The organism is Mesorhizobium sp. M7D.F.Ca.US.004.03.1.1 (genome assembly GCF_003998635.1).
In the GTDB taxonomy this organism is placed as follows: domain Bacteria; phylum Pseudomonadota; class Alphaproteobacteria; order Rhizobiales; family Rhizobiaceae; genus Mesorhizobium; species Mesorhizobium loti.
Window position 1 is genome coordinate 1 of the sequence record NZ_RZQG01000041.1, and the last position, 16,750, is coordinate 16,750.

16 protein-coding genes and 1 pseudogene are annotated in these 16,750 nt (G+C 64.2%); 9 read left to right on the top strand and 8 right to left on the bottom strand.

Features of this window, described 5'->3' with window-relative positions; genetic code table 11:
• Together EN935_RS04780 and EN935_RS04785 are read right to left on the bottom strand one after the other, a co-directional pair.
• Window positions 1-401: SDR family NAD(P)-dependent oxidoreductase (locus EN935_RS04780; RefSeq protein ID WP_127373189.1), on the bottom strand; the 401-nt coding region annotated here is incomplete at its 3' end.
• Between the two features lie 78 nt (window positions 402-479).
• The gene (locus EN935_RS04785) at window positions 480-1,373 is read right to left on the bottom strand and encodes a MurR/RpiR family transcriptional regulator (protein ID WP_126069747.1); all 894 of its coding nucleotides are present in this window, start codon (window positions 1,371-1,373) and stop codon (window positions 480-482) included.
• 120 nt (window positions 1,374-1,493) lie between these two features.
• Between EN935_RS04785 and EN935_RS04790 the strand changes: the two genes are divergently transcribed.
• Window positions 1,494-2,681, top strand: a complete 1,188-nt coding sequence (locus tag EN935_RS04790; protein ID WP_109660764.1) for a Gfo/Idh/MocA family oxidoreductase — start codon at window positions 1,494-1,496, stop codon at window positions 2,679-2,681.
• A gap of 13 nt (window positions 2,682-2,694) precedes the next feature.
• On the opposite strand, the gene EN935_RS04795 is transcribed toward EN935_RS04790, so the two are convergent.
• The 4 genes from EN935_RS04795 to EN935_RS04810 form a co-directional block, all read right to left on the bottom strand.
• Entirely contained in the window at window positions 2,695-3,618 is a 924-nt protein-coding gene (locus EN935_RS04795; protein WP_109660766.1) for a nucleoside hydrolase, read from the bottom strand.
• Between the two features lie 82 nt (window positions 3,619-3,700).
• Entirely contained in the window at window positions 3,701-4,690 is a 990-nt protein-coding gene (locus EN935_RS04800) for an ABC transporter substrate-binding protein (protein WP_164757686.1), read from the bottom strand.
• Between the two features lie 49 nt (window positions 4,691-4,739).
• Window positions 4,740-5,555, bottom strand: coding sequence for an ABC transporter permease (locus EN935_RS04805; RefSeq protein WP_206532379.1), 816 nt, complete (start codon window positions 5,553-5,555; stop codon window positions 4,740-4,742).
• Window positions 5,556-5,611: 56 nt separating this feature from the next.
• Window positions 5,612-6,412 (bottom strand): ABC transporter ATP-binding protein, encoded by an 801-nt coding sequence (locus EN935_RS04810; RefSeq protein ID WP_109660771.1) that lies wholly within the window; start codon window positions 6,410-6,412, stop codon window positions 5,612-5,614.
• Window positions 6,413-6,663: 251 nt separating this feature from the next.
• On the opposite strand from EN935_RS04810, the gene EN935_RS04815 reads away from it, so the two are divergent.
• The 8 genes from EN935_RS04815 to EN935_RS04850 all read left to right on the top strand — a co-directional run bounded on the left by EN935_RS04815 (window position 6,664) and on the right by EN935_RS04850 (window position 15,995).
• On the top strand, window positions 6,664-7,704 hold the full coding sequence (locus EN935_RS04815; RefSeq protein WP_109660773.1) for a LacI family DNA-binding transcriptional regulator: 1,041 nt from the start codon (window positions 6,664-6,666) through the stop codon (window positions 7,702-7,704).
• Between the two features lie 230 nt (window positions 7,705-7,934).
• On the top strand, window positions 7,935-8,819 hold the full coding sequence (locus EN935_RS04820; RefSeq protein WP_109660775.1) for an AraC family transcriptional regulator: 885 nt from the start codon (window positions 7,935-7,937) through the stop codon (window positions 8,817-8,819).
• A 238-nt stretch (window positions 8,820-9,057) separates the two neighbouring features.
• Window positions 9,058-10,140: a sugar ABC transporter substrate-binding protein gene (locus EN935_RS04825; RefSeq protein WP_109660777.1), complete on the top strand. Its 1,083-nt coding sequence runs from the start codon at window positions 9,058-9,060 to the stop codon at window positions 10,138-10,140.
• 99 nt (window positions 10,141-10,239) lie between these two features.
• Entirely contained in the window at window positions 10,240-11,070 is an 831-nt protein-coding gene (locus tag EN935_RS04830) for an ATP-binding cassette domain-containing protein (protein ID WP_109660779.1), read from the top strand.
• Window positions 11,067-12,326 carry an ABC transporter permease gene (locus EN935_RS04835; protein WP_109660781.1) on the top strand — a complete coding sequence of 420 codons (1,260 nt, stop codon included), beginning with the start codon at window positions 11,067-11,069 and terminating at the stop codon, window positions 12,324-12,326. The genes EN935_RS04830 and EN935_RS04835 overlap by 4 nt, the downstream gene beginning before the upstream one ends.
• A gap of 22 nt (window positions 12,327-12,348) precedes the next feature.
• Complete coding sequence (locus tag EN935_RS04840) at window positions 12,349-13,077, top strand: SDR family oxidoreductase (protein ID WP_127265508.1); 729 nt, start codon at window positions 12,349-12,351, stop codon at window positions 13,075-13,077.
• A gap of 147 nt (window positions 13,078-13,224) precedes the next feature.
• Window positions 13,225-14,826, top strand: a complete 1,602-nt coding sequence (locus EN935_RS04845) for an FGGY-family carbohydrate kinase (protein ID WP_127265509.1) — start codon at window positions 13,225-13,227, stop codon at window positions 14,824-14,826.
• A 140-nt stretch (window positions 14,827-14,966) separates the two neighbouring features.
• Complete coding sequence (locus EN935_RS04850; protein WP_127265510.1) at window positions 14,967-15,995, top strand: cupin domain-containing protein; 1,029 nt, start codon at window positions 14,967-14,969, stop codon at window positions 15,993-15,995.
• 49 nt (window positions 15,996-16,044) lie between these two features.
• On the opposite strand, the gene EN935_RS04855 is transcribed toward EN935_RS04850, so the two are convergent.
• Complete coding sequence (locus EN935_RS04855; RefSeq protein WP_206532436.1) at window positions 16,045-16,386, bottom strand: hypothetical protein; 342 nt, start codon at window positions 16,384-16,386, stop codon at window positions 16,045-16,047.
• A gap of 137 nt (window positions 16,387-16,523) precedes the next feature.
• A pseudogene (locus tag EN935_RS04860) lies at window positions 16,524-16,750 on the bottom strand (DNA polymerase IV); the annotation flags it as partial.

A 16,750-nucleotide genomic window follows, 5' to 3' on the forward strand; every position in this document is an offset into this window, starting at 1 on the left:
CGCTTCTTCATGTCTGCAATCGCCGCCTGCATCAGGAAGAACGGCGCGCGCGCGTTGACCGCGAACAGCGAGGCCCAGTCGTCGAGGTCGGCATCGAGGAAGGAGGCGCGGTCGGTCAGGCCGGCGGCGTTGACCAGCGCATCGATGCGGCCGAAGCGGTCGATGCAGGCCTGCGCCAAAAGGGCAGGGGTTGCCGGGTCGGCGAGGTCGGCGGCGACGAAGATTGTCGGCGTGCCCAATTGCGAAAGCTCCGCCGCCACAGCGTCGCCGCGCACCTTCTCGCGCCCGGTGATCAGCAGGCCGCCGGCGCCGGAGCGCGCCAGCGTCTCGGCGATTGCGCGGCCGATGCCTTGCGTCGAGCCGGTGACCAGCGCCACCTTGCCGTTGAGTTGAAGCTCCATTCCTCCTCCCGGAACAAAGTTTCTATTTTTTGAAATATGGAACGGCAATTCCCGATAGTCAATTGTGCCAGTGGTACCTCATTTGGTGCGGCGCGCGGCGACGCCATGGACCAGCGCCATGCCGACCGCCAGCGACGCGGCCAGCGAGCGGAAGCCGGCGAAGTCGGACTCCACAACTTCCAGCCAGCTGTCCGACAGCCGGATGAGCGGGCTGAAGGTGCTGTCGGTGATGGTGACGATGCAGGCCTGGCGCTCATGTGCCACCGCGACAAGGTCGGGCGTGATCGAATTGTAGGGGCTGAAGGAGACCGCCAGCACGGCATCCTGCCTGCCGATGCAGCCGACCTGGTCGATTGCAGTGGAGCCGACATTGTCGACCAGCACGTTGCGCACGCCTTGTTGCGAGAGCGTCAGCGATAGATAGGTGGTGACGGGAAAGGCGCGCTTGGAGCCGATGACGTAGATCAGGTCGGCGGCCGCCAGCAGCGCCACCATCTTCTCGAAACTCTCGACGTCGAAGCCGCTCTCGATGCGGCCAAGCGAAGCCTGGGAGGCGCCGACCATGCCGTGCAGGAAATGCAGATGAGCATTGGGTTCGGCCTCGGTCCGCTGCTCGCCGCGTCCTTCCGGCCACGACCCCTTGACGTGATCCTTGAATAGGCCCTGGAAATCGGAAAAGCCGGAGTAACCGAAGATCTGGGCAAAGCGCACCAGCGTCGAGGGCTGCACGCCGGCCTGTGCCGCCACCTGCGCGATGGTGCCGAGCGCCACGTCGCTCGGATGCTGCCACAGGAAGATGGCGACCTGGCGCAGCCGCTTGGGGAAATGCACCGTGCCGGAAGAGAGCACCGCGCGCAGTTCCTCGTAGGTCTGTGGCTGGATGTAGCCGAGTGCTGCCAGCGAGCGCCCGCGCTTGCGCGTAGCCGCCTCGTCGGCAATCGACCGTCCCGATGTTTTGCCCGCCCCACTCATGATTTCAGGCTAGCGCGGCACGATCGTTTTACAATATGGAAATTGGAAATTGTGTTCGAAAGTGCCGGCGGCGTCATAGGGTTGCACGTCGTCAAAATGGTCTGCCGGGAGGAGTAAAGAATGGTCTACGCAACATCGGACGGATCGACGCGCCAACGTTTGCGGGTCGGCATGGTGGGTGGAGGCCGCAATGCCTTCATTGGTGCGGTGCATCGCCTTGCCATGCGCCTTGACGATCAGATCGCGCTGGTGGCCGGCGCGCTGTCCTCCGACCCGGAGAACGCCGCGGCCTCGGCCGCCGAGATCGGCATCGCGCCGGAGCGCAGCTATGCCGACTATCGCGTCATGGCAAAGGCAGAAGCCGCGCGGCCGGACGGCATCGAGGCCGTCGTCATCGTCACGCCCAACCATCTGCACGCACCGATCGCCACCGCATTCCTCGAGGCCGGCATCGACGTGATCTGCGACAAGCCGCTGTCGACGACGCTGGCCGACGCCGAAGCGCTGGTGGCGCTCGCGAAGGAGAAAAAACGCCGCTTCGTCGTCACCCTCAACAACACCGGCTATGCCATGGTGCGGCAAGCGCGCGAGATGGTGGCGGCGGGCGAGCTCGGACGGATCGTCTCCGTACATGGTTCGTATATCCAGGACTGGCTGACCAAGCCGATCGATGCCGAAGGCCAGAAGCAGGCGGAGTGGCGCACCGACCCGGCAAGGGCAGGGCAGTCGGCGGTGCTGGCCGATATCGGCGTGCATGCCTTCAATCTGGCGAGCTTCATCTCGGGCTGCGAGGCCGAGGCGGTTTCGGCCGATCTGTTCACCGCTGTGCCGGGGCGCCGGCTCGACGACAATGCGCATGTGATGATGCGCTGGACCGGCGGGGCGCGCGGCACGATCCTGGCCAGCCAGACATCGCCCGGCCACTACAATGATCTGTCCGTGCGCATCTATGGCGACAAAGCCGGGCTCGAATGGTCGGGCGCGCGACCGGAAGAACTGCGCTTCTCCCGCTACGGCGAGGAAACCCGCACGCTGGTGCGCGGCGGCCATGGCTCGACCGAGGAAAGCCGGCGCGTGTCGCGCATGCCGGCGGCGCATCCTGAAGGCTATATCGAGGCCTTCGCCAATTTCTACCGCGACGCCGCCGACATCATCCGCGCGCACCGTTCCGGTGCGGCGGTCGATCCGGCGCGCGCGGCGCAGGTGCCCGATATCGTCGACGGCGCGCGCGGCGTGAAGTTTGTCGCGGCGGCGGTGGATTCGAATGCGGCAGGTGGGGCATGGACGGCTGCGCGGTTTGGGAGATAGTTGCCCGCGCTGATTACAAAAGCCGCAGCCGCTGATCGATGAGCTGGAACAGCCTGGTGTCGTCGACCTCGGTGATGACGTGGCAGACCGGCAGGCCCTTGCCGGCGCCATTCTCGACCAGCGTCGCCCGCGTGCGGCCATAGGCGCCGGACGGATCGCAGTCGACCTCGATCACCGCGTCGACGCCCCTGAACAGGGTCGGGTCAATCAGGAACGCCGTCACGCAGGGGTCATGCAGGCTGGCGTCGCCGCTGCCATAGTGGCGCATCATGGCAATGGCCGTTTTCATGATCGGGCTGCTGTCGCGCTCGAGTTGCTCGAACCTCACCTTGGTCAACGTGGCGTGGCGGGTCACGTCCAGCCCAAACATGGTCATCGGAATGCCGGAAGACAGCACGATTTGTGCCGCATGCGGATCGATCCAGATGTTGAACTCCGCATCGGTCGCGGTGTTGCCGGGGCTGAAGGCGGCACCGCCCATGAAGGCGATGGCCTTGATCTTGCCGGCGATGGACGGTTCCTTGATCAGCGCGAGTGCAATGTTGGTCATCGGGCCGATCGGGCAAAGCGTGATCTGGCCAGGCTCGCGCAGGATCGTCTCGATGATGAAATCGACAGCGTGCTGCCCCTGGATCTCGTGCGTGGCATCGGGCACGTCGAGGTCGCCGAGGCCGTCGGTGCCGTGCACCGAGGCGCCCCTTTCTTCACGCGGCAGGATGATCGGCCTGATACAGCCGGCATAGACCGGAATGTCCTGGCGATTGGCCATGGCGGTGATGCGCAACGCATTGCGGGTGGTCAATGGCTGCGAGACGTTGCCGACGACCGTCGTTATGCCGACGATCTCGATTTCATCGGGCGAGGCAAAGGCCAGGAGAAGCGCTATGGCGTCGTCGACGCCGGGGTCGCAATCGAGGATAATTCTGCTCTTGGCCATGCCTGAAAGTCCATTCTCTTTGTACTGGTAAAAAGGGCCATCCCCGTCGGGATGGCCCTTGTCGTGAGGGGCGAGGCTGCGCCTACTTGAGCAGCTCGTTGGTGTAGTATTTCGAGGCCGGCAGGACTTCCTTGATCTGGTCGGTGTCCTTCAACGCCTGGGCGATCGGCAGCCAGTTCTTGTCTTCCTGCATCATGTAGCCGGTATCGCCTTTCATCAGGGCGGCGGTGAGCTTCCAGCCGGAGAGATTGTAGGCGAGGCTGCCGCCTTCCGGATAAGCCTTGGTGAACATCTCGGCGGCTTCTTCGGGATGGTCGGCGGCCCATTCGGTCGCCTTGATGGTGGCGCGCATCCACTTCTTGGCGACATCGCCGTGTTCGGCGAGGTAGGCGGTGGATGCGGTATAGGTCCAGACCGGGACATCGGGCGCGCCTGCCGCCGCACCGATGAGGCTGGTCGGATCCTTCTTCAAGGTCTCCTGCACCTGCGGCACCAGATAGTTCTCGGTGTTGGTGGCGATGTCGATCTTGCCGGCAAGCAGAAGATTGGTGTCGGAATCCTGCGCGATGATCAGCTTGACGTCGTCCTCGGTCAGCTTGGCGGCCTTGAGCACGAACGGCATCATCGCCTTGGTCCAGGAGTCGGTATAGATGGCGATCGATTTGCCCTTGAGGTTGTCGAGCGAAAGCGGCTCGCCGGGGCGGCCGAACAGACCCCAATTGTTGCTCTTGGTGTAGAGGCCGATCGAGGTGATCGGAATGCCTTGGGAGGCGCCGAAGACGACGTCGGTGGTGGCTTCGAAGCCGATCTCGGCCTGGCCGACGGCGAGTAGCCGCGCTGTGGTCTGCGAGTCCGGCGGGAAGATGACATCGACCTTGATGCCTTCGGCTTCGTAAAAGCCCTTCTGCTGGGCGACCAGCGTCGGGATCAGTTCGAAATCGGCGCTCGCCCAGTCATAAACGAAGCGGACGGTGGTGAGGTCGGCCGCGCTGGCCGGAGCCGCGCCGAAAGCGGCGCCAAGGGCAAGCAGGCCCACGGTCGCCGAGATCATCTTCGTATAGGTCATATGCATTGAACTCCTCCTGTTATCGTTGGTTGGCATTTGCAGATTGGTGGCTCGTTCACGAAGTGGTCCTCGGGGGGTTCCATTGCGCCCATGCCGGTGCGGTCGAACGCGAACGCCATGGCGTCATCAGCACCTCGAGCCCGAACACGAGCAGGAACGAGCCGACGCCGATGACGGTCAAAAGCAGCATGGCGGCGTAGACGCCGGCCGTGTTCATCTGCGCGTTGGCGGTGAGCAGATAGGTGCCCAAGCCCTGCTTGGACGAAGCGGTCCATTCGCCGATGACGGCGCCGGTCACCGCATAGGTGGCGCCGATCTTGAGGCCGGAAAACAGCGGGCCGATGCAGGCCGGCAATTTGACGATGGCGAAGGTGCGCAGGCCACCGCCGCCCATCAGGCGCGCCAGATTGAGCATATCGCGATCGACCGAGGCCAGGCCATCGAGCACGTTGACCACAACCGGGAAGAACACGATCCAAGCGACGATGATCAGCTTTGGGGTGATGCCGAAGCCGAAGATGATGACCAGCGGTGCGGCAATGGCGACGATCGGCACGGCCTGCGAAATGATCAGCGCCGGCATGACCAGGCGTTGCACGACACGGATCTGCCCCATCGCCAGAGCAAGCAGGAAGCCGATGAGGGCGCCGAGCACATAGCCGATCGCGGTTTCATAGAGCGTCTGGCCGGTCAGCACCGAGAGCCGCGGCCAGTTGTCGAAGAGCGTCTGGAAGGCGAGCGCCGGCGGCGGAATGACATAGGGCGGCAGCCCGGAGACCCAGACCAGCACCTGCCATGCGACCAGGATCAGCACCATGGCCACGACCCAGATCAAGAACGGTCCCGCCGCCGCTCCAAACCGTGTGTTCATTCCCGTGCTCCCTATTGGCCGTGAGGTCAGTGCCTGATTGGTCAATGCCCAATCGGTCAGTGGTAGAGATGCTGCATGATCTGCCGCTTCAGGCCGACGAATGTGTCTGTCGTCAGCACTTCCAGCGGCCGTGGCCTGGGCAGGTCGACGGTAAGGATTTCGGCGATGCGGCCCGGCCGCGGCGTCATCACCACGATGCGGTCAGCGAGATAGATCGCCTCGTCCACATCATGGGTGACGAACAGGATGGTGCGCTTGAGGTCGCGCCAGAGCTGCAGCAGCCATTGCTGCATGCCAAGCCGCGTCTGCGCGTCGAGTGCGCCGAACGGCTCGTCGAGCAGCATCACCTGGCGGCCGGCGGCGATAGTGCGCATCATGGCGACGCGCTGGCGCATGCCGCCTGACAGGGCATGCGGATAGTGGTTGAGGAAGTCGCCGAGACCGTAGCGGCTGGCCAGTTCCGCCGCCTCGGCGCGATCCTGCGCGGTGGCGCCGCGTGTCAATGACGCAGCGAGCGTAATGTTGCCGAGCACGGTCCGCCACGGCAGCATCAAATCCTTCTGCAGCATGTAGCCGACCTGGCCCGGCCGGTTGCTGACATCGTGGCCGTCGAGCACGATCTTTCCCGATGTTGCCTTGAGCAGGCCCGAGACGACATTGAACAGCGTGCTCTTGCCGCAGCCGGAGGCCCCGAGGATGCAGACGAATTCTCCGTCGGCGATATCGAGGCTGACATCGCTCAACGCGGTTACTGATCCGAAACTGACGTTGAGCTTTTCGATCGACAGTTTGGTTGGAGCCGGCGTCCCTGATCCGGGAGGCTCGGCGGCAGTGCGTGGCTCCCGCGCTTCCGGCATTCAGAACCCCTCTTGCTGCAGGCAAACCCTGGCTCGAAAACGCATAAGTCCTCCCATGACCTAGCCGGCACCCTGCAGGCCCGCCTGATGCCAAGCAGACCCGCCTGTCCCGCAAACGGCGACGGGCTAGCTTAGGTAAACGTTTACCTAACGAGTTATATGCGTTATGTCAAATCCACGGCGCAGGCTGTCGATCACGCGACCTGTTTCTTTGGAACAGCGATCCGTGCTAGTCGCATGCCGATGTTCCGATGGCGGCAGAGACAGGCTATCGTTCGTCGAAATGGCGAGGGAATGTGGCAACGACGATCAAAGATATCGCCCGGCAGGCTGGTGTATCGGCTGCAACCGTTTCAAAGGTCCTCAACCGCAAAGACCACTCCATAGGCGAGAAGACCCGGGAAAAAATCTGGTCGCTGGTCAAGGAACTCAATTATACGCCCAACTCGATCGCCCGGTCGCTTATTACCCGCAGTTCGCGTGTCATCGGCGTCATCGTGCCTGACATTCTCAATGCCTATTTCACGGAGCTCGTCCGCGCTTGCGACCAGGCCGCGCGTGAGCGGGGTTATTCGACGATCCTGTGTAATTCCGACAGCGATCCCGAAAAGGAGGCATCGCATTTGACCTTCCTCGCCAGTCACGGCGTCGATGGCATCGTGCTTGCCGCAAGCGATCTGATTCCTGACGCCCACCTCCTGGAGAGGCTCAGGATACCCTTGGTATCGATGGACCGGGAAATTCCCGACCTCGATTGCCTCGCTGCGCGAATCGACACGGACTACGAGACGGGTGCCTTCCTGTCGGCAAGCCATCTGATCCGGGCAGGGCACAGGCGGATTGCGTTCGTCAGCGGCAACCCCCAGGCGTCGAACACGAAAATCAGGCGGGCGGGATTCGAGCGGGCGCATCGCGAGGCCGGGTTGCCAGTCGATCCGGATCTGATCGAGTGCGGTGCCTTCAACCATCGATTTGGACTGGTGGCCACGCGCACGCTGCTCGACCGCACCAGCTTCACGGCCATGTGCTGCATGAGCGACATGCTGGCTATGGGGGCGACCGTGGCGCTGCGCGAACGCGGCTTGAGCGTTCCCGAGGATTGCGCGGTGATCGGCTTCGACAACATCTATATCGCACCGCTTCTCGTTCGGCCGCTTTCGACGATCGAGCGGCGCATTTCCGAGTCCGGCTATCTGGCGATCGGCGCGCTGATCGATTTTCTCGATGACCCCACGCATCCGCGCCGGATGGTGCTCATGGAACCGACGGTGATCCAGAGGGAGACGACGTAGCGAGGCGACGGGCTTCGAACGTCTGGCGCAACCCCTCCTGCCCGAATATCGCCTCTCCGCATCCCTTCCCGGTTAAAAAAGTATCATCCGTTGCCCTGAATCGTGGTGGCGCCTGTTGTCATGAGCCGATACCGTGGCTCTTGAAATGCAGAGCCGAAACCAATTCGGCCGGTTTAGGGAATGTGGGCCGAACGCGGCAACGATCCGTGCCGGCCTGGGAGGAAACGGACATGGAACCGGACCTGGAAGTAGTCCAGATACGACGCGGTGAGTCCTTCAAGGCGTGGTCGCATGGCTACCCCTTCCATACGGTGCGCTGGCATTTCCATCCCGAATATGAATTGCATCAGGTGATCTTCACCAATGGCCGCTATTTCGTCGGCGACTTCATCGGCGAGTTCGAGCCGGGCAATCTGGTGCTGACCGGGCCGAACCTGCCGCACAATTGGGTCAGCGACATCCCCAGGGACAGCTCGATCCCGCTGCGCGGCCGCATCATCCAGTTTTCCGAGAGCTTCATCGGTGACGCCATGCATGTGCTGCCGGAGCTGGCGGGGCTGGGGCACCTGCTCGAAGCGTCGCGGCGCGGCGTGCTGTTTTCCAACCGCACCAGCAAGGCGCTGGCGCCATTGATGGAAGAGATGATGCAGGCGCAGGGTGTGCGCCGCATCGAGCTATTCATGATGATCGCAGGCCTGCTCAGCCGCGCCCAGGAATTCCAGCTGCTGGCCAGCGCCAGCTACCGGCCCGATCCGTCGGGCTACATGACCGCCGGCATGAACAAGGCACTCGCCTATATCAGGGAGAACCTGACGCAGCTGTTCGACGAGGCGGATCTCGCTGCCATTGCCGGCCAGTCGACCGGCGCCTTCTCACGCTCGTTTCGCCGCCACACCGGCATGTCGCTGGTGCAGTATGTCAAGCGGCTGCGCATCAATCTCGCCTGCCAGATCCTGATGAGCGACGAGCAGGCCTCGATCACCGACATCTGCTACGAGGTCGGCTTCAACAATTTGTCCAATTTCAACCGGCAGTTCCTGGCGGAGAAGGGCATGCCGCCCTCGCGCTTCAGGCGCCTGCTGGCCGACAACATCAATGCGGGCAAAGCCGCTTAACGGAGGAGCCAGGGAGGAACCAAGGGAGGAACAACACTTTTTCGCCTGAAGGCGTGGCCCGCATGACGCGGTCCGCGATGGAGAGCGCTTGTCTTGAAAAAGGATGTCGGCGCGGCTCGAAAGGCCGGCGCCGGGGCTCTGGTTCCCAATTGCAGTTGGGGCGAGGGCGGAGGCGTGTCTTCACACCAAAGCAGTCAACGACCTTCTTACAACCATATCCAGAAACGGAGAAGACCGAATGACCAAACTTTCATTGAAATCCGCTGGGAAGTCCGCCGGCATGGCAGCAATTGCGCTGTCGCTGCTGGCCGGCACCGCCGCGATCGCCAGGGCCGCCGAGGTCACCGACGCCACTGTCGCCTTCCTGATGCCCGACCAGGCCTCGACCCGCTACGAGCAGCACGATTATCCCGGCTTCGCCGCCGAGATGAAGAAGCTGTGCCCGGGCTGCAAGGTGCTCTACCAGAATGCCGATGCCGACGCCTCGCGCCAGCAGCAGCAGTTCAACTCGGTGATCTCGCAGGGCGCCAAGGCGATCGTGCTCGACCCGGTCGACTCGACCGCTGCCGCCTCGCTGGTGAAGCTGGCGCAGAGCCAGGGCATCAAGGTCATCGCCTATGACCGGCCGATCCCGACAGCACCGGCTGACTTCTATGTCTCGTTCAACAATGAAGGCATCGGCAAGGCCATCGCCGACTCGCTGGTCGAGCACCTGAAGGCGCTGAAGGTCGATCCGGCCACGGGCGGCGTCTTGCAGATCAACGGCTCGCCGACCGATGCGGCGGCCGGCCTGATCAAGAAGGGCATCCATGCAGGCCTCGACAACAGCGGCTACCAGATCCTGGCCGAATACGACACGCCGGAATGGGCGCCGCCGAAGGCGCAGCAATGGGCCGGCGGCCAGATCACCCGCTTCGGCCCGAAGATCCTCGGCGTCGTCGCCGCCAATGACGGCACCGGTGGCGGCGCCATCGCGGCGTTCAAGGCGGCCGGCGTCGATCCCGTGCCGCCGGTGACCGGCAATGACGCGACGATCGCAGCACTTCAGCTGATCATCGCCGGCGATCAGTACAACACCATCTCCAAGCCGAGCGAGATCGTGGCTGCGGCCGCCGCCAACATCGCCATCAAGCTGCTTTCGGGCGAGACGCCGAAGGCCGAGATGACACTGTACGACACGCCCTCGCAGCTGTTCACGCCAGCCGTGGTGACGCAGGAAAACCTGAAGGCCGAGATCATCGACAAGAAGATCAACACCGCGGCCGAACTCTGCGTCGATCGCTACGCGGAAGGCTGCAAGAAGCTGGGCATCGGGAACTGACCGCGACCCTTGCCCGCTGCGCTGCCTGGCCGCCCGCGCGGCGGCCAGGCAGCGCACATCCGATTTCTTGAACCGGTTCTTTTGAAAGGTGTTCCAGGCATGATCGATACCCCGGACGGACCGGTTCCGACAGGCGAGCTGGTGCTCAGCCTGCGCGGCGTTTCGAAGAATTTCGGCGCCGTCTCGGCGCTCACCGATATCGATCTCGATGTCCATGCCGGCGAGGTGGTGGCGCTGGTCGGCGACAATGGCGCCGGCAAGTCGACGCTGGTCAAGATCCTGGCCGGCGTGCATCAGCCGAGCTCGGGCAGCATCAGCTTTCGCGGCACGCCTGTGACGCTTGCCGACCCGAGTGCGGCGCTGACGCTTGGCATCGCCACCGTGTTCCAGGACCTGGCGCTGTGCGAGAACCTCGACATCGTCGCCAACATCTTCCTCGGCCGCGAGCTCAACCCGCTGCGGCTGGACGAGGTAGCGATGGAAGTGCGCGCCTGGACGCTGCTCAACGAGCTTTCGGCGCGCATCCCGAGTGTCCGCGAAGTCGTCGCGTCGCTGTCGGGCGGCCAGCGCCAGACGGTGGCGATCGCCCGCTCGCTGCTGCTCGAACCCAAGCTCATCTTGCTCGACGAGCCGACGGCCGCACTTGGCGTGGCGCAGACAGCGGAAGTGCTCAATCTGATCGAGCGCGTGCGCGACCGCGGCCTCGGCGTCGTCATCATCAGCCACAATATGGAAGACGTGCGCGCAGTTGCCGACCGCATCGTCGTGCTGCGGCTTGGCCGCAACAACGGCATCTTCTCGCCCGACGCCTCGAACCAGGAACTGGTCAGCGCCATCACCGGCGCGTCGAACAATTCGGTGTCGCGACGCGCCGAGCGCCGCCAGGCCCAGACCGCCCGGCCGGATCAAACCCAGGAGCCACGCCCATGAGCAGCGACGTGCAACAGACGGCCCCGGTGCCGCCGCAGCTCGACCGCGCCGATGTGCGCGTCAAGCACGAGGCCGGGATCGGCGGCGCCATCCGCAGGTTCTTCGACCGGGTCCGCTCGGGCGATCTCGGTTCGCTGCCGGTGATTGTCGGGCTGGTCATCATCTGGACGGTGTTTGCCAGCATCAATCCGATCTTCCTGTCGAGCAGCAACCTGGTCAATCTGCTGTTCGATTGCTCCACCGTCGGCGTCATTGCGCTCGGCATCGTCTGCGTTTTGATGGTCGGCGAGATCGACCTGTCGGTCGGCTCGATCAGCGGCTTTGCCTCGGCGATGGTCGGCACGCTGTGGGTCAACCAGGGCTGGCCGGTGGCGCTCGCCATTCTTGCCGCTATCGCCGTCGGCGGCTTCATCGGCGCGCTCTATGCGCTGCTGTTCAACCGGCTCGGCATGCCGAGCTTCGTCTCGACGCTGGCCGGCCTGCTGGCGGTGCTTGGGCTGCAGCTCTACATCCTCGGCTCGACAGGCTCGATCAACCTACCTTACGGCTCGAACCTGGTGAATTTCGGCCAGTTGCTGATGATGCCGAAGTTCGTGTCGTTCGGGCTGGCGGCCGTTCCCGGCATCGTCATGCTGGTCACCGGCCTGCGCACCGTTGCGCGCCGCCGCGCCGCCAATCTGTCGGCGCCGTCGACGGGCGGTCTCATCACGCGAGCGGCCGTCATCACGGTCATTCTCGAACTCATCGTCTTCTATCTCAACCAGGCGCGCGGTATTCCGTGGATGTTCGGCCTGTTCGTCGGCCTGGTCATCGCAATGCATTACGCGCTGACGCGGACGAAATGGGGCCGCTCGATGTCGGCGGTCGGCGGCAACCGCGAGGCGGCAAGGCGCGCCGGCATCAATGTGCGGCTGATCTATTCCAGCGCCTTCGTGCTGTGCTCGATGCTGGCCGCCTTCGGCGGCGTGCTGTCGGCGGCCCGCCTGGCTTCCGCCAGCCAGCAGGCCGGCACCGGCGACGTCAATCTCAACGCCATCGCGGCGGCCGTCATCGGCGGCACCAGCCTGTTCGGCGGTCGCGGCAGCGCTTATTCGGCACTGCTCGGCATCATCGTCATCCAGTCGATCGCCAGCGGCCTGACGCTGCTCGATCTGTCCTCGTCGCTTCGGTACATGATCACCGGCGCCGTGCTTGCCATCGCAGTCATCGTCGACTCGCTGGCACGCCGCTCGCGTGTCTCGCATGGCCGGGCCTGAACCCATCAACAGGAAGCAAGACATGAGCGAAGAACTGTCCGGAAAAGTTGCCGCCGTCACCGGCGCGGCATCAGGCATCGGCCTCGAATGCGCCAGGCATATGCTGGCGGCCGGCGCCACCGTGGTGCTGGTCGACCGCGCCGAGGCGACGCTGAATACATTGTGCGCCGAGCTCGGCCCCAAGGCGATCCCGCTGGTGATCGACCTGATGCAGCCGGCAAGCGTCGCCAGCATGATGCCGCAGATTCTGGAGAAGGCCGGACAGCTCGATATCTTCCATGCCAATGCCGGCGCCTATGTCGGCGGCGAGGTGGCGACCGGCGATCCCGACGCCTGGGACCGGATGCTCAACCTCAACATCAATGCCTGCTTCCGCTCGATCCAGGCGGTGCTGCCGCACATGATCGAACGCAAGACCGGCGACATCATCGTCACCAGTTCGATCGCCGGACTGGTTCCGGTGGTCTGGGAGCCGATCTACACTGCGTCCAAGCACGCCGTGCAGGCCTTCGTCCACACGGTGCGGCGGCAGGTCGCCAAGCATGGCCTGCGCGTCGGCGCTGTGGCGCCTGGCCCGGTGGTGACGGCGCTGGTCAGCGACTGGCCAAAGGCGAAACTCGAGGAAGAACTCGCCGCCGGCGGCCTGATGCAGCCGCGCGAGGTGGCCGAAGCTGTCATGTTCATGCTGACCCGGCCGCGCAACGTGACGATCCGGGATCTGGTGATTTTGCCACAGAGCAATGATCTTTAGGGCAGTAGGGCAGTAGGGCAGTAGGGCAGTAGGGCAGTAGGATTGCTCTGCTGTTCAATGCCCGGGCCCAAGCCAAGCCACTATTCCCTATTCCCCTACTGCCTTACTGCCCTACTCCCTTACTGCCCTAAACCGAAGGTTTCCCCCATGCCCCACTATCTCGGCATCGACGTCGGCACCGGCAGCGCGCGGGCCGGGGTGTTCGACCACACGGGAAACCTGCTTGCCTCGGCCAAGCAGGACATTGAGGTGTGGCGCGAGGCCGGCGACATTGTCGAGCAGTCGAGCAATGATATCTGGCGGGCGGTGTGCGTTGCCACGCGCGCCGCTGTCGCGCAGGCTGGCGTGGCGCCGGAAGCGATCGCCGGCATTGGCTTCGACGCCACCTGTTCTCTGGTGGTGCTGGGCGAGGGCGGCGTGCCGCTGGCGGTCAGCAAATCGGGAAAACCCGAACGCAACATCATCGTCTGGATGGATCATCGCGCGGTCGAGCAGACGCGCCGCATCAACCGCAGCGGCGAGACGGTGCTGAATTATGTCGGCGGCGTCATCTCGCCAGAGATGGAAACGCCGAAATTGCTGTGGCTGGCGGAAAACCTGCCCGCCACTTTCGATGCCGCCTGGCAATTCATGGACCTCGCCGATTTCCTCACCTGGCGGGCGACCGGCAGCCTTGCCCGCTCGGTCTGCACGGTGACCTGCAAATGGACCTATCTGGCGCATGAGAGCCGCTGGGACGAGACCTATTTCCGCAAGATTGGTCTTGGCAGCCTAGCCGACGATGCATTCGCGCGCATCGGCACCGAGATCGTGCCGGCCGGTGCGGCACTCGGCGGCGGTCTGACCGCGCAGGCAGCAGTGGATCTTGGCCTCAACCCCGGCACCGCGGTGGCCGCCGGGTTGATCGATGCACATGCCGGCGGCGTCGGCACGGTCGGCGCGCGCGGCGAGTTCGGCAGCGTTCTGTCGCGCATGGCCTATGTCTTCGGCACCTCGGCCTGCACCATGTCGTCGACCGCGGAGCCTGCCTTCGTCGACGGCGTCTGGGGTCCGTATTTCTCTGCCATGGTGCCGGGCCTGTGGCTGAACGAGGGCGGGCAATCGGCAGCCGGTGCGGCCATCGACCATCTGGTGGGCATGCACCCGGCGGCCGGTGAAGCGGCGGCCAAGGCGCAGGCCGAGGGGCTGAGCCTCAGCGCCTGGCTGTCGCTGCAGGCGCAAAGCCGCAAGGGAGCCGCGGCGACGCCGGCGCTGGTCGGCGGCATCCATGTCGTGCCGGAATTTCTCGGCAACCGCGCGCCTTTCGCCGATCCGGATGCACGCGCGCTGATTGCCGGGCTCGATCTCGACACCAGCCTCGACAGCCTGGTCGGGCTCTATGTCGCCGGCGTTTGCGGGCTGGGCTACGGCGCGCGCCAGATCGTGCGGGCCGAGCATGACAAGGGCATTCCCGTCGACACCATCGTCGTTAGTGGCGGCGCCGGGCAAAGCCCGCTGGTGCGCCAGCTGCTTGCCGACACGACAGGCATGGTGGTGGTGGCGTCGACCTCACCCGAGCCGGTGCTGCTCGGCTCGGCGATGCTGGGTGCCGTCGCTGCCGGGAGCTACAAGGACCTGGTGACGGCGATGGCCGGCATGTCGGAACTCGGCGAGGTCTATCATCCCGACGCTACGCTGGCCGACTGGCATGCCAAGCGCTTCGCCGCGTTCGAGCTGCTGCAGCAGGCGGGCAAGGCGATCCGGAGTTGAAGCGAGCGACTCCTGTCTGGCTTTGTCAGGAGCGTCGCGAACACCGCTTGGCGGCTTAGCCGGAAGCTGGCAGCTTTGTTCTGACGCAGACCCTCTGGCAGCATGGCTATGCGACGAGGGCAGAGCGACAGGGAGGCCCGATGGCAGACGAGAAACCGCCCGTGCCATTCGCATCGGACAGCGTGCCATGGACGGAATGGTCCGATGTGCCGCGCTTCGGCGTGCGCTACCGGCATTTGTCGCTGGCCGCGCTTGGTGAGAATTACCATGTCGGCGTGGCGATCGAGGAGTTGCCGGCGGGCAAGCAGACCTCGCCGGCGCATTACCATATTTTCGAGGAGGAGCATGTCTTCATCCTCGAAGGGGCGCTCACCGCTTATGTCGGCGCCGCCGCCTATGCCATGAAGGCCGGCGACTACATCTGTTTTCCGGCCGGTACAGCGGCGGGGCATTGCCTGATCAACACCAGCGACGCGCCGTGCCGCTATGTCATTGTCGGCGAGCGCAACCCGAACGACGTTGTCGTCTACACCGCCTCCAATAAGGTGCTGGTGCGCGCGCTGGGCAGCCGTGCGATCTTCGATCTCGCTGCAACCCGAAGCTACTGGGACGGCGAGGACACCGGCCTTGCCACCGGCGATCCGTTGCCGTCGGATGTGACAGCCGGTGTCACCAAGGCAGCAGCCACTCCGATCCCGCCGGTCGCCAGCGATGCCGTCGAGTGGAAACAGGAAGGCGAGGGGGCGCGGTTCGGTGGTCAGTCCAAACACCTCACCTATGCCGCCTTGGGACGGTCCGACTATCATGTCGGCATGCTGATCGAGGCTCCGGCCCCCGGCATGCGCCTGGCGCCTAGGCACTATCACATGCTCGAAGAGGAACATGCGCTGATCCTGGAGGGGCAGGTGACGCTGCTGCTTGGCGAGGAGCGCCACGAAATGAAAGCCGGCGACTATGTCTGTTTTCCCGCCGGCCTGGCGGTCGGCCATTCCTTCCTCAATAGCGGTACGGGACCGTGCCGCTATCTGATGATCGGCGAGAAAAACCCCAACGAGGTCTGCGTCTATCCCGATTCCAACAAGATGGCGGTCGACGCCTTGCGCCGGCGCGACGGCATTTTCGACATGGCTGGGGTGAAGCGGTACTGGGATGGCGAAGAGACGGAATAAGACGCTCCAGCCACACCAATATCGCGCGCTGAAGCTGTTTCTCGTGAACTCATTGAACAGACTGGATGAGCCATAGGAGAGCGAGAAGGTTGGCGAGCGATGTGCCGGCCGGGCCGAAGGTTTTCATCCGGTCGTCGATCGTGGTGCCTATGACGGCATCCCCAGCCTGCACGAGGATCATTATCCAGGCGATGGCTTCAAGCCATTCCGTCGAACCCGTAAAAAATGGCACGGCGCTTGCGACCACCAAAGCTGCGCTGCGCGAACAGCCGTACAATGCCACTGTCCGGGCGCTGCCGGTTTCGTTCATGATGGCAGCCAGGGAGAAACCGAGACTGACAACCGCGCTGAGAGCTGTGACCAACGCGCAAACGATGAAGGGTGCGAACATGAGATTCCATGGCTTGTGTGAGGGACATCTTACTCGAATAGGCACCAGTGAGGAGATCAAGATTTTTCACGGCCTGCCGCCCCTCAGTTACAATGCCGGCGCGGTCGGATTCAGGACGCCAATGGCGTCAACCGCGCTCACAGCTCCTTCTGCGCCAACTCCCTGAACTGGTCGGGCACCGAGCGTGCCGCCTCCAGCGCCACCGTGCCGTAGCCGACCGCCTGTTTGCCGAAGCGCTCGCGGATCTTGTCGATGGCGCGGTCGGCGTCGAAGCGTGCCAGGCCTTTCCTGGTGCCGGGCCGGCGTTTCTCGTCGGCGAGGCCGAGCGGCAGGTCGAGCTGCAACTCGAAGCTTTCCTCGAGAT